This is a genomic window from Sporosarcina sp. FSL W7-1349 (assembly GCF_038003045.1).
Lineage (GTDB): Bacteria > Bacillota > Bacilli > Bacillales_A > Planococcaceae > Sporosarcina.
In genome coordinates, this window is sequence record NZ_JBBOOK010000001.1 from 2566994 (window position 1) to 2590043 (window position 23050).

At 45.9% G+C, this 23050-nt stretch carries 28 protein-coding genes and 2 riboswitches; of the genes, 5 read left to right on the forward strand and 23 right to left on the reverse strand.

Annotated elements, in window-relative coordinates; all coding sequences use genetic code 11:
• Positions 1-10 precede the first annotated feature (10 nt).
• The 8 genes from MKY41_RS12655 to MKY41_RS12690 all read right to left on the reverse strand — a co-directional run bounded on the left by MKY41_RS12655 (position 11) and on the right by MKY41_RS12690 (position 5605).
• A complete protein-coding gene (locus MKY41_RS12655; RefSeq protein WP_340745355.1) occupies positions 11-787 on the reverse strand; it encodes an enoyl-CoA hydratase/isomerase family protein in 777 nt (258 codons plus the stop codon).
• Complete coding sequence (locus tag MKY41_RS12660; RefSeq protein ID WP_041072759.1) at positions 787-1089, reverse strand: EthD family reductase; 303 nt, start codon at positions 1087-1089, stop codon at positions 787-789. Before MKY41_RS12660 ends, MKY41_RS12655 begins: the two co-directional genes overlap by 1 nt.
• A 14-nt stretch (positions 1090-1103) precedes the next feature.
• The gene (gene paaD / locus MKY41_RS12665) at positions 1104-1604 is read right to left on the reverse strand and encodes a 1,2-phenylacetyl-CoA epoxidase subunit PaaD (protein ID WP_340745356.1); all 501 of its coding nucleotides are present in this window, start codon (positions 1602-1604) and stop codon (positions 1104-1106) included.
• 211 nt (positions 1605-1815) lie between these two features.
• Positions 1816-2628, reverse strand: a complete 813-nt coding sequence (paaC, locus tag MKY41_RS12670; RefSeq protein WP_340745357.1) for a 1,2-phenylacetyl-CoA epoxidase subunit PaaC — start codon at positions 2626-2628, stop codon at positions 1816-1818.
• Complete coding sequence (gene paaB / locus MKY41_RS12675) at positions 2625-2972, reverse strand: 1,2-phenylacetyl-CoA epoxidase subunit PaaB (RefSeq protein ID WP_041072754.1); 348 nt, start codon at positions 2970-2972, stop codon at positions 2625-2627. The genes paaC and paaB overlap by 4 nt, the downstream gene beginning before the upstream one ends.
• 27 nt (positions 2973-2999) lie before the next feature.
• Positions 3000-3953 (reverse strand): 1,2-phenylacetyl-CoA epoxidase subunit PaaA, encoded by a 954-nt coding sequence (gene paaA / locus MKY41_RS12680; protein ID WP_340745358.1) that lies wholly within the window; start codon positions 3951-3953, stop codon positions 3000-3002.
• 356 nt (positions 3954-4309) lie between these two features.
• Complete coding sequence (locus tag MKY41_RS12685) at positions 4310-4549, reverse strand: ferredoxin (RefSeq protein ID WP_340745359.1); 240 nt, start codon at positions 4547-4549, stop codon at positions 4310-4312.
• A 33-nt stretch (positions 4550-4582) separates the two neighbouring features.
• Positions 4583-5605, reverse strand: a complete 1023-nt coding sequence (locus tag MKY41_RS12690) for an NAD(P)/FAD-dependent oxidoreductase (RefSeq protein ID WP_340745360.1) — start codon at positions 5603-5605, stop codon at positions 4583-4585.
• A 423-nt stretch (positions 5606-6028) separates the two neighbouring features.
• On the opposite strand from MKY41_RS12690, the gene MKY41_RS12695 reads away from it, so the two are divergent.
• Positions 6029-6478 (forward strand): hotdog fold thioesterase, encoded by a 450-nt coding sequence (locus MKY41_RS12695; RefSeq protein WP_340745361.1) that lies wholly within the window; start codon positions 6029-6031, stop codon positions 6476-6478.
• Between the two features lie 12 nt (positions 6479-6490).
• Complete coding sequence (locus MKY41_RS20780; protein WP_445683310.1) at positions 6491-6589, forward strand: hypothetical protein; 99 nt, start codon at positions 6491-6493, stop codon at positions 6587-6589.
• Positions 6590-6726: 137 nt separating this feature from the next.
• Here the strand turns inward: MKY41_RS20780 and MKY41_RS12700 are convergent, their stop codons facing one another.
• The 7 genes from MKY41_RS12700 to MKY41_RS12730 form a co-directional block, all read right to left on the reverse strand.
• A complete protein-coding gene (locus MKY41_RS12700) occupies positions 6727-7941 on the reverse strand; it encodes an ABC transporter substrate-binding protein (protein WP_340745362.1) in 1215 nt (404 codons plus the stop codon).
• A 15-nt stretch (positions 7942-7956) separates the two neighbouring features.
• Positions 7957-8697 (reverse strand): ABC transporter ATP-binding protein, encoded by a 741-nt coding sequence (locus MKY41_RS12705; protein ID WP_340745363.1) that lies wholly within the window; start codon positions 8695-8697, stop codon positions 7957-7959.
• Positions 8694-9485, reverse strand: coding sequence for an ABC transporter ATP-binding protein (locus MKY41_RS12710; RefSeq protein ID WP_340745364.1), 792 nt, complete (start codon positions 9483-9485; stop codon positions 8694-8696). The genes MKY41_RS12705 and MKY41_RS12710 overlap by 4 nt, the downstream gene beginning before the upstream one ends.
• A gap of 138 nt (positions 9486-9623) precedes the next feature.
• Positions 9624-10655, reverse strand: coding sequence for a branched-chain amino acid ABC transporter permease (locus MKY41_RS12715; RefSeq protein ID WP_340745365.1), 1032 nt, complete (start codon positions 10653-10655; stop codon positions 9624-9626).
• Positions 10655-11533 (reverse strand): branched-chain amino acid ABC transporter permease, encoded by an 879-nt coding sequence (locus MKY41_RS12720; RefSeq protein WP_340745366.1) that lies wholly within the window; start codon positions 11531-11533, stop codon positions 10655-10657. The genes MKY41_RS12715 and MKY41_RS12720 overlap by 1 nt, the downstream gene beginning before the upstream one ends.
• A 27-nt stretch (positions 11534-11560) precedes the next feature.
• Positions 11561-12889, reverse strand: coding sequence for a phenylacetate--CoA ligase family protein (locus MKY41_RS12725; RefSeq protein ID WP_340745367.1), 1329 nt, complete (start codon positions 12887-12889; stop codon positions 11561-11563).
• A gap of 377 nt (positions 12890-13266) precedes the next feature.
• Complete coding sequence (locus MKY41_RS12730; RefSeq protein ID WP_340745368.1) at positions 13267-14556, reverse strand: O-acetylhomoserine aminocarboxypropyltransferase/cysteine synthase family protein; 1290 nt, start codon at positions 14554-14556, stop codon at positions 13267-13269.
• Positions 14557-14798: 242 nt separating this feature from the next.
• A riboswitch (SAM riboswitch) is annotated at positions 14799-14914 on the reverse strand.
• Positions 14915-15058: 144 nt separating this feature from the next.
• Between MKY41_RS12730 and MKY41_RS12735 the strand changes: the two genes are divergently transcribed.
• Both MKY41_RS12735 and MKY41_RS12740 read left to right on the forward strand, forming a co-directional pair.
• The gene (locus MKY41_RS12735; RefSeq protein ID WP_340745369.1) at positions 15059-15691 is read left to right on the forward strand and encodes a glycerol-3-phosphate acyltransferase; all 633 of its coding nucleotides are present in this window, start codon (positions 15059-15061) and stop codon (positions 15689-15691) included.
• A gap of 61 nt (positions 15692-15752) precedes the next feature.
• A riboswitch (purine riboswitch) is annotated at positions 15753-15852 on the forward strand.
• A gap of 62 nt (positions 15853-15914) precedes the next feature.
• Positions 15915-17084 carry an MFS transporter gene (locus MKY41_RS12740; protein WP_340745370.1) on the forward strand — a complete coding sequence of 390 codons (1170 nt, stop codon included), beginning with the start codon at positions 15915-15917 and terminating at the stop codon, positions 17082-17084.
• An 85-nt stretch (positions 17085-17169) separates the two neighbouring features.
• Here MKY41_RS12740 and MKY41_RS12745 read toward each other — a convergent pair whose 3' ends face one another.
• The 8 genes from MKY41_RS12745 to MKY41_RS12780 all read right to left on the reverse strand — a co-directional run bounded on the left by MKY41_RS12745 (position 17170) and on the right by MKY41_RS12780 (position 22497).
• Positions 17170-17943 carry a sulfite exporter TauE/SafE family protein gene (locus tag MKY41_RS12745; RefSeq protein WP_340745371.1) on the reverse strand — a complete coding sequence of 258 codons (774 nt, stop codon included), beginning with the start codon at positions 17941-17943 and terminating at the stop codon, positions 17170-17172.
• Positions 17944-17967: 24 nt separating this feature from the next.
• Positions 17968-18195: a sulfurtransferase TusA family protein gene (locus tag MKY41_RS12750; RefSeq protein ID WP_340745372.1), complete on the reverse strand. Its 228-nt coding sequence runs from the start codon at positions 18193-18195 to the stop codon at positions 17968-17970.
• Between the two features lie 23 nt (positions 18196-18218).
• Positions 18219-19346, reverse strand: coding sequence for an MBL fold metallo-hydrolase (locus tag MKY41_RS12755; RefSeq protein ID WP_340745373.1), 1128 nt, complete (start codon positions 19344-19346; stop codon positions 18219-18221).
• A 28-nt stretch (positions 19347-19374) separates the two neighbouring features.
• Positions 19375-19941, reverse strand: a complete 567-nt coding sequence (locus MKY41_RS12760; RefSeq protein ID WP_340745374.1) for a sulfurtransferase TusA family protein — start codon at positions 19939-19941, stop codon at positions 19375-19377.
• A 52-nt stretch (positions 19942-19993) separates the two neighbouring features.
• Positions 19994-20290 (reverse strand): rhodanese-like domain-containing protein, encoded by a 297-nt coding sequence (locus tag MKY41_RS12765; protein WP_340745375.1) that lies wholly within the window; start codon positions 20288-20290, stop codon positions 19994-19996.
• Between the two features lie 15 nt (positions 20291-20305).
• Positions 20306-20791 carry a DsrE/DsrF/DrsH-like family protein gene (locus MKY41_RS12770; RefSeq protein WP_340745700.1) on the reverse strand — a complete coding sequence of 162 codons (486 nt, stop codon included), beginning with the start codon at positions 20789-20791 and terminating at the stop codon, positions 20306-20308.
• 58 nt (positions 20792-20849) lie between these two features.
• A complete protein-coding gene (locus MKY41_RS12775) occupies positions 20850-21113 on the reverse strand; it encodes a metal-sensitive transcriptional regulator (protein WP_340745376.1) in 264 nt (87 codons plus the stop codon).
• A 271-nt stretch (positions 21114-21384) separates the two neighbouring features.
• A complete protein-coding gene (locus tag MKY41_RS12780; protein ID WP_340745377.1) occupies positions 21385-22497 on the reverse strand; it encodes an RNA-guided endonuclease TnpB family protein in 1113 nt (370 codons plus the stop codon).
• A gap of 284 nt (positions 22498-22781) precedes the next feature.
• On the opposite strand from MKY41_RS12780, the gene MKY41_RS12785 reads away from it, so the two are divergent.
• A complete protein-coding gene (locus tag MKY41_RS12785; RefSeq protein ID WP_041072713.1) occupies positions 22782-23003 on the forward strand; it encodes a DUF2187 family protein in 222 nt (73 codons plus the stop codon).
• Positions 23004-23050: the final 47 nt, after the last annotated feature.

The window sequence follows — 23050 nt, forward strand, 5'->3', positions numbered from 1 at the left end:
CGCACCTCCATCATTTCCCTTTGTAATTCGGTTTTCTCTTTTCAATGAAGGCGTTCATGCCTTCTTTTTGATCTTCCGAAGAAAATAGTAAATAGAAGTTCTTACGCTCGTACTGCATTCCTTCATACAGTGAATAATCGACTGCCTTATTCACCGAGTCTTTGATCAACCGAAGGGAAAGCGGCGGCATCTTGGCGATCCGGTTTGCGAATCGAAGAGCTTCTTCCCGCAGCACTTCCGGTGAAACGATCCGATTGATAGCCCCATATTTCAATAACTCTTCCGCAGGAATCCGTTCTCCCGTCCACAACCATTCGATTGCTTTCGCCCGGCCAACCAGTTTCGTCAACCGTTGTGTTCCTCCTGCGCCTGGCATGACACCAAGGCTCACTTCCGGGAATGAAAACTCCGTTCCTTTTGCTGCCAGGATCACATCACAGCAGAGAGCCAATTCGAAGCCCCCGCCGAATACGAAGCCATGGACCGCACCGATGACCGGTTTCTTAATAAGGGCCAAGCGATCCCAGTCTTCAAATTGGTTCAATAATTCCAAGCTCATGGAATCGGCTTCCGCCATCTCATCGATATCGGCACCTGCGGAGAAGGCTCTCCCTTTGCCAGCAACTAGGATGACGCGCACTTCGTCATCCTGGTCAAATGTTTGCATGGCATGTAAGATTTCGCTTACCATTTTACGGTTTATTGAATTATATTGACGCGGCCGATTGAGTTCGATGACACCTGTCATATTGTCAACCGACGTCTCAATGAACTCATAACCGCTCATTAGCTGTCCTCGCCAATCATGAGTGTTACTAGTTTACCAGCAAAGCCCATCAAGTCCTTGCCGGATGCTTTTCCTTCGTCTGAACGAAGTCCTGCCTGAAGTGATTCCATGTCATCGTAAATCATTTCGCACATTAAATAGTAGGGAGCTTCTCCACCCATTGGAGTTCCGTTGAATTTTGTCACTTTCATTTCACGCAATCCCGGAATCTTTGCAGTGATCGGGCCGTGAACGTTGAAATAGTGTTCGTCGAATTCTTCCTTGTTTTCTGGATGTTTGTAAAGAGCGATCAGTTTAGCCATTGTTCTCCTCCGTTTTACATTAATGTTGAAACAGGTTTCATCGCCTCGAAAGGGGTTTTGCAGTTTTTGCAATATAAAATGCTTCTGCAAGCAGTCGGGCCAAAAATGTTTTCCATCGTCACATACGTCGATTCACAATACGGGCAATCCACATGCCACGAACCGTCCTCTTCGATGTGACGAGGCGGGGCTGCGATCCCGAACTCTTTCAGTCCCGCACGCCCTTGCTCCGTCACACGGTCTGAAGTCCAAGGCGGGCTGTAAATGAAGTCCACCGTTACTTCACCCACGTCAGGAAGCTCTGAGACAGCTTTTCTAGTGTTCTCTCGAATAATTTCAAGCGCTGGGCAGCCTAAAAATGTGGGCAATAAAGTCACGGTGACGTTATTGTTTTCCGTCTCGATCTTCTCTACCATTCCAAGATCCACAATGCTTACCGTATCGATTTCCGGGTCTTTGACAGTCCCAAGAATTTGGAGCACCGCCTCAACCTCCGGATTTGTAGATAGTACCATTACGGACACCTCTTTCTATAGATCAATTACGCCTCGGCGTAATTGCGTCCAGATTTTTTCGAGCTTGCTCGAAAAGCTCCCTTAAAAATCTGTGACATCCGCCGGAGGCATTAACTAAATTCAGCAGGATCTGAAACATACTAAATTCGAGCCGTCTATACGTCCACCTTACCACTTATAGAAGCAGAAGGGCTTTGCTGAATTTTGTTAATTACCAGGCAGTTGCAGTGTCCAATCGATAGACTTCAGAAAGAGTCGCAATTGCATCTTCCAAGTCTTTTGTATGTTCGCCGTTACGTCCGTTCATTTCAGCTTTTGCAGGGATTGTTGGAAGATCGAGTCCTAATTTCTCGAAAACAGGGGTAAGCGCAGCAACCCAGTTAGCTTTCAATTCTTCTTCCGATGCAATGAATCCTGCTTTTTCAATGTTTTCTTTTTCATTACCATATGAGAACACGTCGCCGAAGTCTGGGACAACCAGTTCGATCGCCTGCTTCATGCGATTCTTTGCGTCATCTGTTGAGCTGAGTAGCTGCTCGAACCAAAGCTTCCAGTGCATCAAGTGATAATAGAGTTCCATATTCGCCTTGATGGCTACGTCCGCTAATGGCTCATAAGTGCTTGTGCGTAAAGAATCGACTTTCACTTTTTTCGCTTGTGTGTAGAAATAACTTCTCACGACAGTATACGCCCAGTCGTATTGTGGCGTCTCCATGTAATACCCTTCACCGTTTACACGTTCCACCAATACGCTGTTGCGTCTTTCTCCCGCTGGACGTAGATGAGCCAAATCATCCGCTTTTCCTACACCAAGGTCTTCCAATAGTTTATAGTACATTGCCGCATGGCCCATCGTATCTTGCGTGATGGAAGAAGATGCTACGTCTTCCTCGATGTGTGGAGCAAGGCCAAGCCATTCAGATGCACGATAAGAAAACAGGAAGTCGTCATCAGCCAGTTGGAATAAAAGTGCTTTTAGTGCGTCTTTCTCTTCTGTAGTTAGTACTTTTTCCGTATTGCTCATTTCTTTCTTCCTCCCGCCCATGACAGTATTTCCTTCTCGTCCAGCATGCCTTGTTCGTACTCACGCCATTTTTTGCGAAGATATCCGTACCCTTTCGTAGTCCGGTAATCTTTATTATCCAAACGTTGAAGAGACAATCTCTCCTCTTCATCCATTTTCCGTACGTCTTTCTTGTTGACGACCCAGATATCGACTACAGGCTCCCGGCGCATGAAGTTCTCTTGCGCCAAGATGAGAGCCATATCTTCGTTTGGAGCCAATAGGTCAAATTGATGTTGAAATGAAGAAGTCGGTGTTCTCTTGCTGAACACTTCAAATTCCTGATAAAAAGTTTTCTCTGACATAATCTTCTTTCCTCCCTTAACGTCCCGTTAATTTACTACCGCAGCTAACGCTTCACGTACCCATGCGTTATTTTGATATGAAGAGCGTCGCAGATTTAGGCGAGCCTGTGATCTCGGTCCTTGGTTGCCGATGATTTTCTTGAACTCGTTCCAGTCAGGCTGCTGATAGACCCATTCGCCTTTCTCTTCGTCATAGTGAAGTGTCGGATCAGGGATCGTCAGGCCAAGAGACAGAATCCGCGGGATATATTTATCCAGGAAGCTTTGGCGCAATTCCTCGTTCGTATTGATTCGGATTTTATATTTGATCGTCGTATCTTGTTTCGAGCTGCCTGTCGTCGATTTGCTTGCAGGGCCGAAGAACATAAGAAGGGATGGCCACCAGCGGTTCAACGCATCTTGAATCATCGCTTTTTGCTCTTCCGTACCTTCTGCCAATGCCATGATGATTGCCTCACCATGCTGTGCGTGGAAAACTTCCTCTGCACAGATCCGCTGCAAAGCTTTTGCGTATGGACCGTAGGAAGCGCCAAGCATATTCGTTTGGGAAATGATTGCTGCACCGTCAACGAGCCAACCGATCAATCCAGCATCTGCCCAAGTTTTCGTTTCCATATGGAAGACGTTGTGGAATTTCAGATCTTCATTGAAAAGATCTTGCATGAGATCGCCGCGTGTCTTGCCGTAAGGTTTCATCAAATCTTCCGCTACGCGAAGTAGAAGTTGGCCATGGCCCATTTCGTCTTGAACTTTTGCCATGATGCCAAGTTTACGATATAGGGAAGGCGCTTTAGGTACCCATTCTTTTTCAGGAAGCGCTCCCATAATTTCACTGATACCGTGCATGGAGATCAATTTGATAAGTGTTTCACGGTAATCATCCGGCATCCAATCATCCGCTTCAATCTTCTCTCCTGCTTCGATACGCTCCATGAAGCGTGCCATTTTTTCTTCTTCTGTCATCGTTGTCAATGTAACCATCTTTGTTTTCCTCCTTCATATTGATTGTATTCAATATGCCTTCACTTGGTATAACAACATCCAAACGACATGACTACTTATCGTTATATATAAGTTTAGTATAGTACATTACGCTATATAAAGCAAATGTATTCTGACAAATATAGCTGCCAATTGTCCATTTTTCAGCAAACGCTTTCAAATGCCATTACACTAGTATATTCAATAAAATACCTAATGCTCCCTAGCCCCCCCTGAAAGACTCGCATGGAAGAATTAGAGCATAGGAATCCCGCCTCTTTTACAAAAGGCGGGTCCGGCCTATTCCATATTTCAAAAAGCAAGAAAACTATGTGTTTTTCGTTATGGTTGCTAACTTAGACTTCTTCCAAAACAATCGGATGTTCCGACACTTTGATTGAATCCGTTGGGCAGCCTTCTAGTGCATCCTCTAGATCATCGTAAAGGTCCTCATCAACTTCCGCAGTTCCTTGGTTGTCATCAAGATGGACAAATGCAAAGCCCTCATCGTCATAATCGAAAATATCCGGTGCACTTGCTCCGCAAGCACCGCAAGCGATGCACGTGGATTGGTCAACACATGTATATTTAGCCATATGGCCGTGTCCTCCTTTGTACGTGAAGCTGGATTATTGTCCGACTTTCACTTTTTTATCTTCTTTTTGTTCCATGAGTGTCGTACTGTGAACGGCCTGAACTCTTGCCGTCGGGTCAATATATACTTTCGCATTGCTGACTGCGGTCGGTGCTTCACCGAAGCCACTAGCAATCAATTTCACTTTTCCTTCATACGTACAAATATCGCCTGCCGCGTAAATCCCTTCAATGTTCGTTTCCATCTTAGAGTTGACGACAATGCTGTTCTTTTCGATTTCAAGTCCCCAATCCGCAATCGGGCCGAGTGATGAAACGAAACCATAGTTGACGATTACGTCATCGACTTCCACTTCTTCTGTGACGTCTGCTTTCACTTTCTCCAAGACAACTTTTTCAATTCCATCTTCGCCGACGAAACCGATAGGAACGTAAGGAGTTTTCACTTCAACTTTCGATTTCATGAGGTTTTCAACACTTGCTTCATGCGCACGGAATTTATCGCGACGATGGATAAGTGTCACTTTTTCTGCAATCGGTTCCAACATAAGGGACCAGTCAACCGCCGAGTCGCCCCCGCCGTATACATGAACATTTTTGCCCGAGAACTGATTCAAGTCTTTAATGAAGTAGTGAAGGTTTTTGCCTTCATATTTTTCCGAGCCGTCCAACTCAATCTTCCGCGGTTGGAAAGCACCGTTCCCTGCTGTGATGATAATCGCTTTGGAATAGTGGATTTCACGGTTTGTCGTTAACTTGAACACGCCGTTCTCCAATTTTTCCACTTGTTGAACATCTTGCTCCAGAGTGATTGTCGGATTGAATTGAGACATTTGCTCGACTAGGTTGTCGATTAGCTCCTGTCCACTGACTTTCGGGAATCCAGCGATATCGTAAATGAATTTTTCTGGATATAATGCAGAAAGCTGACCGCCCAATTGTGGTAGGCTCTCAATCAGGTTGACCGACATTTTCCGCATTCCCGCGTAAAAAGCCGTGAATAATCCGACCGGGCCGCCTCCTATTACCGTCACGTCGAAGATCTGTTCTTCTTGCATGAAACAATCCCTCTTTTCCAATTTTTTGGTGTATGTTTGTATCCTTTATTTACCCTCGTATAACAGAATTTAAACGGGTATCGCATTTCCTGTGATATAAAGTATTTTAAACTATTCTTTCTTCACTGTCAACACTAGTTTCTGAAAACTCTTTAACATATTTGGAGCCTCTTTGATATCCTTTATTAAATGCTTGCAGACACCTTTCCTGTATAAGCCTTTAAGTAATTGACAGAATCTTATTCACATTACGAATTATTTATGGTACTGTTTTAGAGTATAATATATCTGTTTTTTCTTGTACCGTTCAATTTTTGTAGTATATTATACGCCCAGCATATACAAGAGAGAGGTGTTTTGCTTTTTTAAAAATGTAATCGCTTTCCATTAAATTTTTATAATGAAAGATAGGAAGTGGATAGAATGACAAAACGTATAGACGAAACAGAAATACACGAACAACATTATGAAGAGATCCGTTCATTTCTTGAACAGGAACCTTATGCACAATACTTGGGCATGAAATTAGTCGACCTAGGTCTTGGAACCGCAACTGCCGAATTGGTGCCAACCAAAGACATGGTCAATGCCCACAACACCGTGCACGGTGCAGTTCTTTTCTCATTGGCTGACTATGTATTCGCCGTGGCGAGCAACTCGTACGGAAAAACGGCGGTCGGCGTAACGACGACGATGAACTTCATGTCGGCTGCCTTTGCAGGAGAAAAAATCACCGCAACTGCCCGCGAAGACAAACGCAACCATCGCCTCGCCTGGTACACAATTGAAATCAACAATGGAAAAGAATTGATCGCCACTATGCAGGCTATGGTTTATCGGAAAAGCGAATACTTTGTTCCTGTGGAAAACTGATCGAACCGCCTCTTGCCAGCAAGGGGCGTTTTCGTTCTGAATAAATCTCTACTATATAATAGGGTTGTCCAGGAGATGATTTCTAATCGTATGTCAGACTCCCACCTCTGACTCCCCAAACGTTCCTGTCATCAGCACACCGATCAAAACTCCGAGAAAGCGACCATCTCTATCTAACAAAACGACCGTTTTTCCCCAAACGAAAACGAGGCGCTCGCTAAAGCACCTCGTTCTGTTACTCTACTGAATTACTCAAGAAACGTCCATTTGCCGTCTTTGACAACTGCCATGACCAAGCTGTCTGGCGTCAAGCCGTTGTGGTCTTCTGCGGTGAAGTTGAATACTCCTGTCGTTCCGACCCAATCAGTAATGTTTGTTTCCAAGTAGTCGCGGATTGATTCACGGTCTGTTGCACCGTTTTTCAACGCTTCGATTACAAGCATGATATTATCATAGCCGTATGAACCGAAGTTAGTTGGTTCGCTGCTATATTTCGCAGTGTACTCTTCGTAGAATGTTGAAATGACATCATACTGCGCATCGTCTGCAGGAATTTCGCTTGGGAATAGAAGTTTACCTGTTGGAATAACAACACCTTCTGCTGCAGCTTCCGCTAGTGTAATGAAGTTTTGGTTTGCAATCCCGTGGCTTCCGATGATCGGAAGGTCGATTCCTAGGTCACGTGTATTTTTTGCGATAACTGCTGGTCCAGGGTTTGTTCCCCAAACGATGATTGCTTCTGCACCAGCACTGTTGATTTTTGTCAATTGCGCACTCATATCTGGATCTTGTGTGTTAAAGCTTTCTTTTGCAACGATATCAAGTTTGTATTCTTCCTCCAAAGCTTCTAGATACTCAAGACCACTTGAACCGAATGCGTTGGAGTCTGTAATCAAACCGACTTTGCTGATCCCTTGTTCATTCAAATACATATACACCCGCTCTACCGCAAGTTTATCGGATTGAGGTGTTTTAAATACCCACTTTGAATCTTCTACCGGCTCAACAACATGAGCACTAGCTGCTGCTGAGACCATCGGCACTTGTTGCTGCATAGCAATCCCTTTCATTGCCAAACTTTCACCACTACCTGAAGAACCTAGAATCGCGATGACTTTTTCATCATTGATCAGACGGTTTGCTTCTTGTGTCGCTTTTTCTTGGCTAGACTCATCGTCTGCAAGGATGATTTTCAACGGCACACCGTTGATGCCGCCTTCAGCGTTGATTTTTTCCTCGATCAATTTTGTTGCATTCCACTCCGGCTCGCCGAGTGGACTGTTCGGACCTGTTTTAGAATAAATCGCACCGATTTTGTATTCAGTTACTTCTCCAGCACCCTCGTTACCGCCTGTTGAACCGCCTTTTTCTTTCTCTGTACCGGCGCCCGAATCACTGCCGCATGCTGCGAGAAGCAAAGCAGCCATGATAGCCATCAGAAATGGCAAAAATAATTTCTTCATCAAAAATCCCCCATTTTAGTTTACTGTATGACCAAGATACGCTTCTTTCACTTCAGGATCGTTTAACAATTCACTGGATTTCCCACTCTTCACAATTTCACCATGTGAAATGACATAACCCCGATCAGCGATTTTCAAGGATGCCGTAACGTTCTGTTCTATCAAGAGAACCGTCGTGCCGAATTCCTCACGCAAATCACGGACCAATTCCAGAACATCTTTTGCGATGATTGGAGCAAGCCCCAATGTCGGTTCATCAAGCAAAAGCAGTTCAGGTTCAGCCATCACACCTCGCGCAATTGCCAACATCTGTTGCTGACCGCCGGACATCGTTCCACCAAGTTGGTCTTTCCGGTCTTTCAAGATTGGGAATAAATCAAAAACTTTTTCGATATTCTCCTCGATCGTTTTCATTTTTGATTTTTTCCGGTGATGATACGCCCCTAGGTAGAGGTTGTCCAACACAGTCATTGTAGAAAAAACTTGACGGTGTTCCGGGACATGCACCAAATGCTTGCCCACCACTTTTTCGGCTTCCATCCCCGTAATATCCGTTCCTTGATACATCACTTTTCCGCCAGTCGGCTTCAAGAGTCCTGAAATCGTTTGCAATAATGTGGTTTTCCCGGCCCCATTCGCCCCTAACAGTGCCACGATCTCCCCTTTATTGACCGACAGGGAGACCTTGTCCAAGGCTTGGATGGGTCCATAGCTAACCGAGAGATCAATGATCTCCAATAATTTGTCCGTGCTCATATCGCCTCCTCCACCTTTTCAGCTTCAGTTTCATCTATATCAGCACCTAAATAGGCAGTGATAACCGCTTCGTTCTCTTGTATTTCCTTCGGTGTCCCTTCTGCGATTTTCACGCCTTGGTCCAGCACGACAAGCTTGTCGCAAATGCTCATGACCAAGTCCATATCATGCTCTACAACGAGTACGGTAACTCCTGAATCACGGACCTTTTCAATGAGTGCACTCATTTCCAACGTCTCCTTATGATTCAAGCCCGCTGCAATCTCATCGAGCAATAACAGCTTCGGTTCCGTTGCATACGCCCGGGCGAATTCCAATAGCCTTAACTTTCCTAGCGACAGGCTTGCTGCTTTTTGATCGTAGAGGTCTTCCAAGCCGAAAAACTCTAAATAACTCATTGCTTGGTCATATATTTTTCGTTCGCCTCTCGTCAAACCAAGCAGCGTGGATGCCATTCCAAGTAAATTGGTTTTCGTTTTCATATGTTGACCGACCATCACATTTTCGATGACTGTCATATTTTTGAACACCTGCAAGTTTTGGAACGTACGTGAAATACCCAATGGTGCAACCTGGAAGGAAGGCAGCTTTTCAATCCGCTGTCCCAGGAAAGTAATCGTTCCTTCCGTAGGCGGAAAAACGGACGAGATCATATTGAACATCGTACTTTTCCCAGCCCCGTTCGGACCGATCAATCCGACAATCTGCCCTTCTTGAACCGAAAAAGTCACATCGCTATTCGCCACGACCCCACCGAATCTTTTTGTAATAGATTCCACTTGTAACAACTCATACCGCCTCGCTTTCAATCAAATACACTTTGACATAATGTCACTGGCCCTTACCAAACCCACTTCAAATACTGCCAGTATGAAGGCCCAGGAGAGGGAACCCTCCCCTTTGTCCTTCTATTCCGAAAAATAATGTTACACTTCCCGTTTTGCTGCTGCCACTTCCAGCATTGATTTCTTACTCGACCGTTTAGTCGCCAACGATTCAAACCAGCCCGTAACCGAAGGGAATAGGCCGCGTGGCATGAAAATGACAACAAGCATCAAGATCAGACCATAAATGACATGTTCAAAGTCACTTGTAATGAAAGGAAACTTTTCCCCAAGTGCGTGAACGACGATTCCGACTACTCGGATCAGCAATGTACCGATCAAAGCGCCCCAAACACTACCGCTTCCTCCAAGAACGACCATTGCCAAAAAGAGAATGGACGCATCCATTGTAAAGGCCGCTGGAGAAATACTATAACTCATATGTGCGAATAGCCACCCAGCCAAGCCGGCAAACATGGCACTCAAAATGAAGATTTGCATCTTATATTTCCCCGTATTCACACCCATTGCGCTAGAAGCAATTTCGCTGTCGTGAATGGAACGGAGCGCTCTACCAACCCGTGAATGAACAATATTTAATGAAAGGACTAGCACAACCAGGACAAAGAACCAAACTAGATAATAATAAGGAACGCCCTGGGTAATGGTAAAGCCAAACAAGTTCAGTTGAGGAATCCCGAAGAATCCGGATGCCCCCTTCGTCACTCCGCGCCATTCCACTAATAAGGTATGGACGATAATCCCCAATGCGAGAGTTGCCATCGCTAAATAATAACCGCTCAATCTAGACATCGTATAACCCATGAAGAAAGCGACAACCGCTGGTACTAATATAGCGACCGGCAAGCTGATCCATGGACTCCATCCCATCGTCGCCGTCAAAACCGATGTCGTATAGGCCCCGATTCCGTAAAAGGCGGCCTGCCCCAATGAAATCTGGCCGGCATATCCCATCAACAATCCAAGTCCAATTGCGATAATCGCGTAGATTCCTGCAAATGTTGCCTGAGTCAGATAGAATGATTGCGTTACGATCATAGGAAAGACCAGGATTAATAAAGCGAAAATCAGTACGCCCGACCACTTGGTCTGTTGAACACCATGAAGCTTCATTACAATCCTCCTTTTCCGACACTTTTTTCACCAAGAATTCCACTTGGACGGATTAACAAGATCAGCAGGATCGCCGAGAACGTAATCGCGTCTTTCATACCGGAACTGATATACCCAGCGCCCAATGACTCCAATAAACCGATCAAGAGACCGCCGACTACAGCACCTGGTGCGCTACCAAGTCCACCCAGGATAGCTGCGGAGAATCCTTTGATGCCGAGCATCGCCCCCATATCATAAGCAGGGAACATGATCGGGGCAACAGCAAGTCCAGCCAATGCGCCAAGCGCTGCACTCAATGTAAATGAAAGCGATGACATTTTAATCGGGCTGACACCCATTAATCGCGCTGCCAACGGGTTCACTGAAGAGGCTTGGAATGCCTTTCCGACCATTGTTTTATCAATCAGAATATAAAGAAGGAATACAACCAATAGCATGATCAGCACAACCCACATCGCTTGCGGCGTGATGGTAGCCCCCATGATATTGACCGGCGTATTTTCTGTGAACGGGGCGACCCGCAATTGATCCTTCCCCCATACAACACTTGCAATTCCTCGGATGAAAATAGACGCACCGATCGTCAAGATGATCAAACTGATTGCGTCCGCTCCCTTTGCCCGTCGAATCAAAATGAATTCCATAATCCAACCGAGAATGAGAACAAAGAATATGGTGACAAAAAAAGCGACCCAATACGGAAGCCCGGCCGTTGTCAAAGAGAACATCGTCAACCCGCCCAGCATGACAAACTCACCTTGCGCCAGATTGATCACTTTCGTAACACTATAAATTGTGACGAAACCGAGAGCGACAATGGCATAAATACTGCCAATTGTCACTCCAGTCAACGTAAACTGCAAAAGATCCCCCATATGTTACACTCCTTTTCTAGCGGACCCTTAGACACCGATCGGGTTCGATTCCCGCTTATCGATCAAACGGATCGCTTTTCCTTCCGAACGTGGAATTGTTTTTGGTGCATTGATGACGACATCAACTGAAATGAGGCATGTCGATTTCATTTGATGTTGGATTTTTTTCTTAAGCGCGGCAATCGATCCATGAGTCAGATCTTCTCCCACTTCCGCATACAAAGCAGAATCGCATTCAACATGAAGCTCGATACCATCCATGGCCCCTTTGCGGATCCGGTGGATTTGATAAACCGGGAACAATCCCTCGATTTTCAGAAGCTCTCTTTCCATTTCGGAAGGGAAAACGTTTACACCGCGGATAATCAACATATCGTCCGTACGGCCTTTCACACGGGACATCCGAGTTGTCGTACGGCCACATTTACATTTTTCGCGAGTAATGGAAGAGATATCACCTGTACGGTAACGGATGACTGGTAACGCTTCCTTTTGAAGACTAGTAAAGACGACTTCTCCATCTTCGCCATCCGGTACTGGTTGAAGTGTGTCCGGATTAATAATTTCGATTAGGAAATGATCTTCTGCTACATGCAGCCCGTCTTGCGCTTCATGACATTCCACGGCGACGCCCGGTCCCATGATTTCACTTAGGCCATAAATATCAACTGCTTTAATATCCAATTTCTCTTCAAGAGTCGCACGCATTTCTTCAGACCAAGCTTCCGCACCGAAAATACCGTACTTCAATTCGGTCTCACGTGGGTTCATGCCCAGATCTTCCATCTTTTCAACGATACTTAAAATGTAAGATGGCGTACCACAGATCCCTCTAGGCTTCAAGTCGTTAATAAGTGTAATTTGGCGCTCTGTATTTCCTCCCGAAATCGGAACCGTCGCAACACCCAGTTCGTCAGCACCTTGATGAAGGCCCAGTCCGCCCGTAAACAATCCATATCCGTATGCGTTATGGAAGACATCCGATTTTTGACCGCCCGCCGCAACGAGTGCTCTAGCTACGATTACTCCCCAGTTTTTCAAGTCCTGTTCGGTGTAGCCGACAATTGTAGGCTTTCCACTTGTCCCGGAAGAACCATGGATACGGGTTACCTCTTCAATCGGCACAGCGAATAGTCCGTATGGATATTGGTCACGGAAATCTTTCTTGATCGTGAAAGGAAGTTTTACAATATCATCTATAGATTGAATGTCCTCTGGCTTGATACCTAGTTCATCAAATTTCTTTTTGTAAAATTCCACATTCTCATAGACACTTTTCACAGTTGACTGCAGACCGCTCAACTGCCACTCTTCCATCTGAGTGCGTGAGGCTGATTCAATTTCTGGATTATACATAATAGCCTTTCCTCCCAATTGCATAGTAGTTTAGTTGCAATTAATATAACAAATAATAAACGAATTCACGTTTATCTGTAATATAAACATTAGATTAATACATATTTTATATAAAGTCAATACTAATTTCTGATAATTCACTACTGAAAGTTGCGGTTTGGAAGCTCTTTCATTATGGTTTTGAGCTATTTTTTACTTGTTTGCAAATCCAATAGCTTTGAAAATGAATCCAAATAACCCCATCCGAAGACGAATAAAATGATAGTCCTACATACCTATTTTTCTATTAATAAGTTATACTCATATAATTATAAATGCTTTAAATAACCAAAATAAAAGAGCAATTTCGAATGGGAAATCGCTCTTTTGGTTGGTTATCAAGCTTCTTCAACTGTCGCTTTTTCGATGGCTTGTTTCAAGTCAGCAATAATATCGTCTGCCGATTCCAATCCGACAGATAGACGGATGAGTTCTTCTGTAACTCCGGAGGTAATCAGATCTTCTGCGCTCAATTGTTGATGAGTCGTCGAAGCAGGATGAATAATAAGAGATTTTGCGTCCCCCACATTGGCTACATGTGACCAGATGTTCACGTTGTCGATCACTTTCCGTCCTGCTTCACGGCCGCCCTTGATGCCGAATACAATAATAGAACCCGCACCGTGTTTTAAATACTTTTTCGCTGCCCCATAGGATGGATGATCTTCCAACCCTGTATAGGTCACCCATTCGACGGAAGGATGCTCTTGCAGGAATTCCGCTACTTTCAGTGCGTTTTCATTATGTCTCGTCACACGCAGATGAAGTGTTTCTAATCCTTGCAGGAAGTTGAATGCACTGTCCGGATCCAAGCAAGGTCCGAAATCACGCAGCAGTTGTACACGCAGTTTCGTTGCAAATGCGGCGCCTGCCGTATCGATGCCATAGCGGAGTCCGTGATAGGTTTCATCCGGTTCTGTGAATCCAGGGAATTTGCCTTTCGTCCAATCGAATTTTCCCGCATCGACCGCTACGCCGCCGATAGTCGTGCCATGACCGCCAATCCATTTTGTAGCCGAATGAATGATGACGTCCGCTCCGAATTCAGCCGGATTGCAACCGTAAGGGGAAGCAAATGTATTGTCGATCAATAGCGGAATATCATTCTCATGCGCAATGTTCGCCACCGCTTCGATATCCAAGACGTGGAGACTCGGGTTACCGATCGTTTCAGCAAACAATGCTTTCGTTTTATCGGTTATAGCCTCACGGAAGTTTTCAGGGTCAGTTGCATCGACAAATTTCACGTTAATGCCGTAGCGCGGTAATGTGACGGCGAATAGATTGTATGTTCCGCCATAGAGATTGCCTGCCGCAACAATTTCATCTCCCGCACCTGCAATATTCATAACGGAGAACGCGATGGCCGCCATCCCGGAGGATAGTGCAACCGCTGCGGAACCGCCTTCCAAAAGAGCAATCCTCTCTTCAAAGACCGATACAGTCGGGTTTGTAATACGTGTATAAATATTGCCTGCTTCTTGAAGGCCAAACAGATTTTGTGCATGCTCCGTGTCACGGAAGACATAAGAAGTCGTACGATGGATCGGCAACGCGCGGGATCCCGTTACCGGATCAGGCTTCTGACCGCCATGCAGTAAAAGTGTTTCAGGATGCAAACTTGACATAATTGATTACCTCCAAAAGTGTAGTGGTTTAGATGGAATTACAGGCACGGCAGGGTTCGGAAACAATTGATGCAATTGATTTCTGATTCTTCTCGAGCTTGCTCGAAAAGCTCTTCTAAAGATCTATGACGATATCCGCCGCAGGCTTGTTCTAAATCCAGTAGCTGTTTTAACACCTGCTAGATTTAGATAAAATAAAACCCCCTTCGCTTAAGAAGAGGGTTAGGCTTTCGCTATTCCTCCCCTTATCTTTCAGATCGTTTGCACGAATCTGTAGGAAGTAGCACCTTAACAAGTGGTTGACTTGCCGGTTGCCGGGCATCGCAGGGCCTAGTCCCTCCGCCGCTCTTGATAAGAGTTGTGTAGATTTCAGTTTTCCATCTTGTGAAACAGTATAGAGGTTGCTCGGTTTCTTTGTCAAGAGTTTGTTGGAAAATTTCTGAAACTTGTGCTTAATTAAAGATGCTATACTCTAGATATACCGATTATGGGGGAATTTTTTATGGGTATTTGGTTATTCGGAATCTTACTATGGGGATATGCCATCGGATGCTTGCATGGATCGGTTGTTGCTCAAAAGCTATCCGGAGTCAATTTGAAAGAGACTGGTGTCAAAAATGCAGGTGCCTCTAACGCCACCATCGTCTTAGGCAAGAAATTCGGCGCGCTTGTTGCTTTGATTGATATCGGGAAAGGCGTGCTGGCCGTCTGGCTCGCAGGCTGGGCTATCGAGTTTGCGGGATTATCCGCAAGCATCGGCTCCGCCTTGTTATTTCTTGCAGGTACAGCAGCGGTCATCGGGCATATCTTCCCGTTCCATATGGGATTCGATGGCGGGAAAGGGACAGCTACACTGATTGGGATTCTGCTCGCCCTTGATTGGAAATTAGGACTTATTGGTCTACTCCTTTTCATCGTAGTCACTTGCATAACGGATTTTATCGTCTTCGGAGTGATGGCGTTATACGTCGTCCTTCTTTTCACTGCTTTCTGGATCGGCGGTGTTTGGGAAGTCGGCTTGGCCGCGCTGTTGTTCCTTTTGGCTATTTGGAAGCATCTTGAAAACTTTAAACGTCTGCGAAATGGACAGGAAAACCGGGTTTCAGCCGTATTTAAAAAGAAAAAAACGGTATAGAAACCAATTCGGCCTTCCCAGACTTGATAAATCGAAATAAGTATGGTAGGTTTGAAAACAGAAATTTTTTATAAGCTCTGTATGTATAACCTCAATAATATGGTTTGAGGGTCTCTACCAGGAACCGTTACATCCTGACTACATAATTCAATTGTAGTCGGGATTTTTTTATGCCTAGAAATTTAATTACAGAGCATCTTTATATATATCGGAGGTATTTTTCATGAATTTTAAAGTTTTCATACTGGCAGCAGCCGCTGTCACTGTAGGATTGGTGGAATTGATTGTTGGTGGGATCTTGCCTATCATCGCGGAGGATTTACAAGTGTCCCTTCATGCTGCTGGACAACTTATTACCGTTTTTGCTCTTGTGTATGCCATTTCCGGTCCTGTCCTTTTATCGGTAACCGCAAAAATAGAGCGAAAAAAGTTGTATCTTATCGCGTTGACAGTATTTTTCATTGGAAATCTAATGACGTATTTCAGCCCTACTTTTTCGCTCGTCATGGTCGCTAGGATTATTACCGCTATGAGTGCATCTTTAGTTATCATACTTTCCCTGACCATTACCTCCCGGATTGTAGAGCCGATGCACCGCGCCAAATCATTGGGCATCATCTATATGGGGATCAGCTCCTCGCTCGTGTTGGGGGTGCCGATCGGGATTGTGGTGACCGAGGCGTTTGGCTGGCGTACTGTATTTCTAGGGATTGCTGTTCTTTCAATCGGTTCCGCTGTACTGGTTTATACACTTTTGGAGAAAGTCCCCTCGGGGAACATCCTGCCGCTATCGGAACAGATGAAATCCCTCGGAAATTTTAAAATTGTAGGCGCACATTTAGCGATGATGTTCATGTTAGCCGGCCACTATACAGTTTATGCGTATTTTACACCTTTTCTAGAAACCACTTTGCATTTCAACCCGTATTGGATCAGCATCAGCTATCTTCTTTTTGGAATTGCAGCGGTAAGTGGCGGCGCTTTAGGGGGAACATTGGCTGATCAAATCGGATCGCCGAAAAGCATTTTGATTGTCATTGGCTCTTTTGCTTTCATCCTTTTCGCACTACCCTACTCTACATTTTCCCATATAGTATTTTTTGCTGTGATGATGCTGTGGGGCGCATTAAGCTGGGCTTTGGCGCCTCCTATGCAGAATTATCTGATCAACACCGATCCCGATTCTTCCGATATACACCAGAGCCTAAATAACTCTGCCCTTCAAATCGGGATTGCTTTGGGCTCGGGGATTGGCGGAGCGGTGCTAGATTCTACCGGTTCTGTGGTCAGCACGGCCAGCGTCGGAGCCGGTGTAGTGATAGTCTCGCTCGTATGCGCTATTTTTTCTCTGGCTTTACCTTCTAAAGCTGCCAAAAATTCTTCTATCCATTGATTGGACAACCATTAGTTCACTTCATGCTTTGAAAAACAGATAAGGGCTGGCATGGAAGTTCCGTTTCCATGCCAGCCCTTGTTCATTAAAAATCCAACCATATTTTGATAGCTGTTCCCAGGATGAGAACTGCCAAAATCCCTTGCAATATTTTAGTATTCATCTTTTGGCCGACTTTCGCTCCAAGCGGCGCGGCTAGGACGCTGGCAACAATCATGATGGCGGCAGGGCCATATAATACTTGATCGGTCACTACTTTTCCAACCGTCGAACCGATAGAGGATAGGAATGTAATCGCCAGCGATGTGGCAATCGTCATGCGGGTCGGGATTTTCAAGACGACCAACATGATCGGCACTAAGATGAACGCACCCGCTGCACCGACGATTCCGGCTCCAATCCCGACGAGAAACGAGAGACTTGCCGCCACCCATTTATTGAATGTCACTTGTTCGGCTGGAATATCGTCCAACCCTTTTTTCGGAACGAACATCATGATGGCGGCGATGGTCGCCAACAGACCATAGACCAGGTTGACCATATTCTCCGACAGCAGGTCCGACCCGAATCCACCGATGAAACTCCCCAGCAGAACACTGACTCCCATATAAAGGAGGAGCGCTTTGTTGATCAACCCGCTTTTCCGATACGCCCAGACGCCAGAAATTGTTGCAAAAAACACTTGGATAGCGCTGATTCCTGACACTTCATGGGCGGTGAACGCTGCCACCCCGAGCAACGGCGGGAGATAGAGCAACATCGGGTACTTGATGATGGATCCACCGATTCCCACCATCCCGGAAATGAATGAGCCGATAAATCCGATCAGGAACATCGTCACAATAAAAGCGAAATCCATCTCAACCCCCTCCTTTCTCAGACATCAGCCCTTTTGAATCCAAAACTGGAATACGCCGGCCTCTTCGGATTGCTCCAGCAGTTGATGGCCGCTTGACTTAGACCAGGCAGTCAAATCCGCTACCGAACCTTTATCCGTCGTATGGATTTCCAAGACCTCACCTTCCGCCAATTCCTTGATCGCTTTCCTTGCACGGACAACAGGCACCGGGCAGGCAAGCCCTTTTGCATCTAAAAATTTTGTTGAATTCATTTATATCTTCTCCTTTGGTTGATTTATCGTACGGCACATCGATTCGGGCCGATTTCCATTTCACGTTGCGTCTCTTCATCAGGCGTAATTCGACCCATATTCGTCTTCCGGATTTCCTGATACGCATTCGGTTGAGGCGGCAAATTCTCCGTCACCATTCTCCTAAACTCAGTTTCACTCTCCACATTCAGCCCATGATTCTGTTCAAATAAAACGCCTAGCTTCTCCGCGACACTGCCGTCATCCTTCAATTCATCGATGATCATGAAGTGAGCGGGAAGGACGAGGAGTTCTCCGGACAACTCCTTATACCGTTTATAGAGAGACTCCCGCAAATCGCCGACCCAGTCATCTGCTAAACCGGCGAGGTCCGGACGTCCGATGGAATCGATGAACAAAATATCGCCTGACAGTAAATACTTGCTGTCTACCACGAAGGAAGTGGAACCAATCGTATGCCCCGGCGAGTAAAGAGGTTGGATGGCGATCGTCGACTTGCCGATCCGGACGTCCCGTCCTTCTTCGAGCGGTTCATAGGCAAATGTCACTTCGCCTGCATCTTTCGGAGGAAGCCAATACGTACCGCCCACCTGCTCCGCGATTTTACGTCCTCCCGAAATATGATCGGCATGCAAATGCGTGTCGAACACATGAGTGATTTTTGCGTCCAATTCTTCCGCAAAGCTTATGAACACATCCGTCATCCGGGTCGCATCGACGATTGCCGCTTCCCCGTGGGAAACGATCATATAGGAAAGGCATCCTTTGCCGATCCGAACGAATTGATACAATTCACCTCCATCCGCCAAATCACCGACTTTGACCGGTTCCAAATGTTCGCTCCAAGCTTTCATGCCCCCTTCCAAATAGAACGCGGCCCGGCCTTGTTCTGCGATCATCTCCGCTACCATCACGGAAGAACCTTCTTTGGCACAGACGACTACGATGTCCTGATCGGTCGGAAGCTGGTCCATGATATCCTCCACACCATCCAACAGGTCAAAATAAGGGATATTGAGATGCTGGATGTGCTCCCCTTCGATTTTCCAGTCTGCAAATGCGTCCTCATTTCGTACATCGAGAATGAAAACCGGTTCTTTCTTTACAATCTTTTTCGTCATTTCACTTGCGGTCATCGGTTTAAGTGACATTTTTCATACCCCCTGTTGTATTTCTTCTCTAAATAGATTTTTCACTCGGCCCGTTCCATGCACTCATTCCGGGAACGACATTTTTGACATCCGTGAAACCTGCTTCCGTCAACTGTTGCGCAGCCAAGTCGCTGCGGTTTCCAGTTCGGCATACGACATAGATTGGTGCCCCCTTCGGAAGAGCCGCCATTTGGTCCTCAAGTTCCCCCAATGGAATGGAAAGAGCACCCGGAATATGGCTGAACGCATATTCCGCCGATTCGCGCACATCCAGCACGATATTGCCAGCATGGTCCTCCAAGATAGCTTGGAGTTCTTCATTGGAGACGATATGCAGATGACGTGTTTCTGCGATTTCTTCTCCTGCCGATTTTCGGACATAATGCTTCAGATGGCCATCCTTTTCGATGGTGCCCAAATAGTGATGCCCCGAACTGTCCGCCCAAGCTTTCAAATCTGCTGTCGAACCTTTATCCGTAGCCTGAACTTCAATCACTTCACCAGGTTCCATTTCTTTTACCGCTTTCCTCGTCTTGACGATCGGCATCGGACACGCCAATCCTTTTGCATCAAGTATTACATGAGATTGGATCATTGCATGTTCTCCTTTACTTATGCCCCTATGGGTATTTATTTTTGCAAAAAAATTATTCGGTCGGACCGTCCCACTCCATCATGCCGCCCGCCAGATTGACTACTTTGTATCCATGGCTCTCTAGCAACTGTGCGGCTCTTCCGCTGCGCCCTCCCGAACGGCAAACCATCGCGTATTCCTTTGATTTATCTAATTCATGTAGACGGAATTCCAATAAGCCAAGCGGGATATTGACCGCCCCCGGGATTTTCCCTTCCGCGACTTCATCCGTTTCGCGGACGTCGATTAGATGGATCGGTTCCTTCTTCTCCATCGCTTCTAGTAGATCCGTAGCCGTGATTTCTTTCATTGTTTCTCTCTCCTTTTAAATGAATAAGTTCACCTGGCCGTCTTGTGCATCTGCCAAATAGGCGCCAACCCCGGCATATTCCACACCGTCCATCAATTCTTTTTGATCCAACCCAAGAAGATCCATCGTCATCGTACAGGCGACCAATTTGATATCTTGCTCCTGCGCCATATCGATCAATTGCGGCAATGTCATGGCGTTATGCTTATTAATGACATGTTTGATCATTTTCGGTCCCATGCCCGCGAAATTCATTTTGGAGATGCCCATTTTATCGGCTCCGCGAGGCATCATCTTTCCGAACATCCTTTCCAGGATTCCTTTTTTCACAGGTACTGGTGCGTCTTTTCGCAGTGCATTCAATCCCCAGAACGTATGAAAGATGGTCACCTCATGATCATAGGCCGCCGCCCCGTTTGCAATGATATACGCGGCCATCGCCTTGTCATAATCTCCACTGAACAAGACGATGGTCGTCTTTTTTGTTTCTTCCAATAAAATCTCTCCTTTTTAATAATTACCCCGCGGGGTATAATTTATTCCGAAAAAGAAAGAGTCATTAGCGACTCTTTACGAGAAGATCGACTGCTTCTTTCACAATATCCTCTTGCACCCTTGCATCGTTCTCTTCCATATTCTGAATGCAGGAAATCAGATTCGTACTGACAATTACGCCAATCGCGCGATCGATTGCCGAACGGGAAGCCGATAATTGTGTAATGACTTCTTTACAATCTTTGTCTTCTTCCATCATACGTAAGATGCCTTTAATTTGGCCCTCGATCCGCTTCAACCGATTTTTCACCTGATCGCTGTACTCCATGTTATCAGCTCCTTTCTCCGTGTTCATTGTCTTTATAATATACCCCTCGAGGTATAATGTCAACTCTCGATAATCCGGCGACGGACAGTTCGCACGACAAGCTAAAAGAATCTTCTTCTAATACTGAAAAACCTATCGGAGTTTCCACATTATGTGAACTACCCACCACTTAACGCTTTGCGTTTGAAGTGGGGGCTTCCCGACTTATCGCCGCTTTTGGCAGCCGACGAAAATAGACCGGGCTAACCCTCTTGTCCCAAGAGTTTTTGTTTCAGGATAGACCGATTAGCAGAAGGCCCTCCTTCTTGATATTGCGGGCAGCATTCCAATCCCGGTCCAGGACGAACCCGCATTCACAGGAGAAGGTCCGTTCGGAAAGAGGCAATGTGTCTTTCACGCTGCCGCAATCCGAACACGTCTTGGTTGAGGGAAACCACTTGTCGATTTTGACGAGTGGCTTGCCCTGTTCGTCCAATTTGTAACGGAGGAATGCCGTGAACATCCCCCATCCGTTGTCGGCGACGCTTTTGCTCAAGCGAAGGGCTTGCGACATCCCTTTCATGTGGAGATCCTCGATCACGACGCCGTCATACCGGTCCGCCAATTTCCGGGACGCCTTGTGCAGGAAATCCTTTCGCTGTTTCGCCGCTTTCTCATGCAGCTGAGCCACCTTGACTCGCTGTTTGTTCCAGCGAGAAGAGCCTCTTGTCTTTTTGGAAAGAATCCGTTGTTCTTTTGCCAGCTTCTCTTCTATCTGTCGGTAGAACCGCGGGTAATTGGCTTTCTTACCCCCCTCGCTTTCGACAAACAGGCCGTGCATGGCAAAGTCCAATCCGATCACTTCTCGGATCTCTCTTTTACTTGGTGTGTGGTCGTATTCGGTCAAAATGGAAACATGGTATTTTCCTGTGGCGGAGCGGGAAATGGTGCAGGACTTGATGATTTGGTGCGATGGGATCTTACGATGCTGCTTCATTCTGAGGGGTTGGAGTTTCGGCAGTTTGATGGAGCCATCCAGAAGTTTGATGTTCCCGTTGACCAGATTGGTCGTGTAGGATTGCCTGGATTTGCGGCTTTTGAATTTCGGGTAGCCGGATTTGCCGGAAAAGAAACGGGAGAACGACGATTGCAGGTTCAATTGGGCGTTTGCGAGTGCTAGACTATCCACTTCCTTGAGCCACTCGAACTCCTTCTTGTACTTGGCGGGCGTCGGAAACTTCTGTTTCTTCAGCAATTCCTTGTCGTCTTTGAATCGCTCATAGGTTTCCTTTCGTTCGGCAAGCATTTTATTATAGACAAAACGGACGCATCCGAATGTCCTAGCTAGAAATTCCTCCTGTTCCTTTGTCGGATACAACCGGAATTTGTATGCTTTGTGTGCCACTTTATATCACCTCGCTCCTCCACTTCAACGGGAATATATGTTCTTATTATAGCAGAAAAAAGAGGTTTTGGCTACCGCCAACCGAAATTCATCTCCCCCTTACCGTTGGGCTTCGCTCTTCACACGCTTGAAGAGGGAGACTTCTTTCGTGGTGTTGTTAAAACTATGATACAATAATAGGAAGACAACTTCCAAAGGTATATAGTTGTCACCATCTTCCATGCTTAGGTATTGCCTAAGTTTTTTTATTTGCGAGATGAGACTAGACATTGGGGGGAATCTGAATGGCCTTTCCACGTAAGGAAAAGGATGTATGCGATTTTGTCGCCGCGCGCGAAATCGACGAAGAGATTTCATTCGTCCGTAATGATCATAGAGTTAATGGCACGATCTTCAAAATTTTGGAGAACTCCGTCATTGTTGAGCTTTCGGAGGCGGATGCCGAACGGATCGGTGCCGCATCCAACTTGACCGTCGTCTCCCATAAAAATTACTCCATTGTGTAACGTTTAAAGGCTGTCCGGAAAAATTTCGGACAGCCTTTTCTTTCATT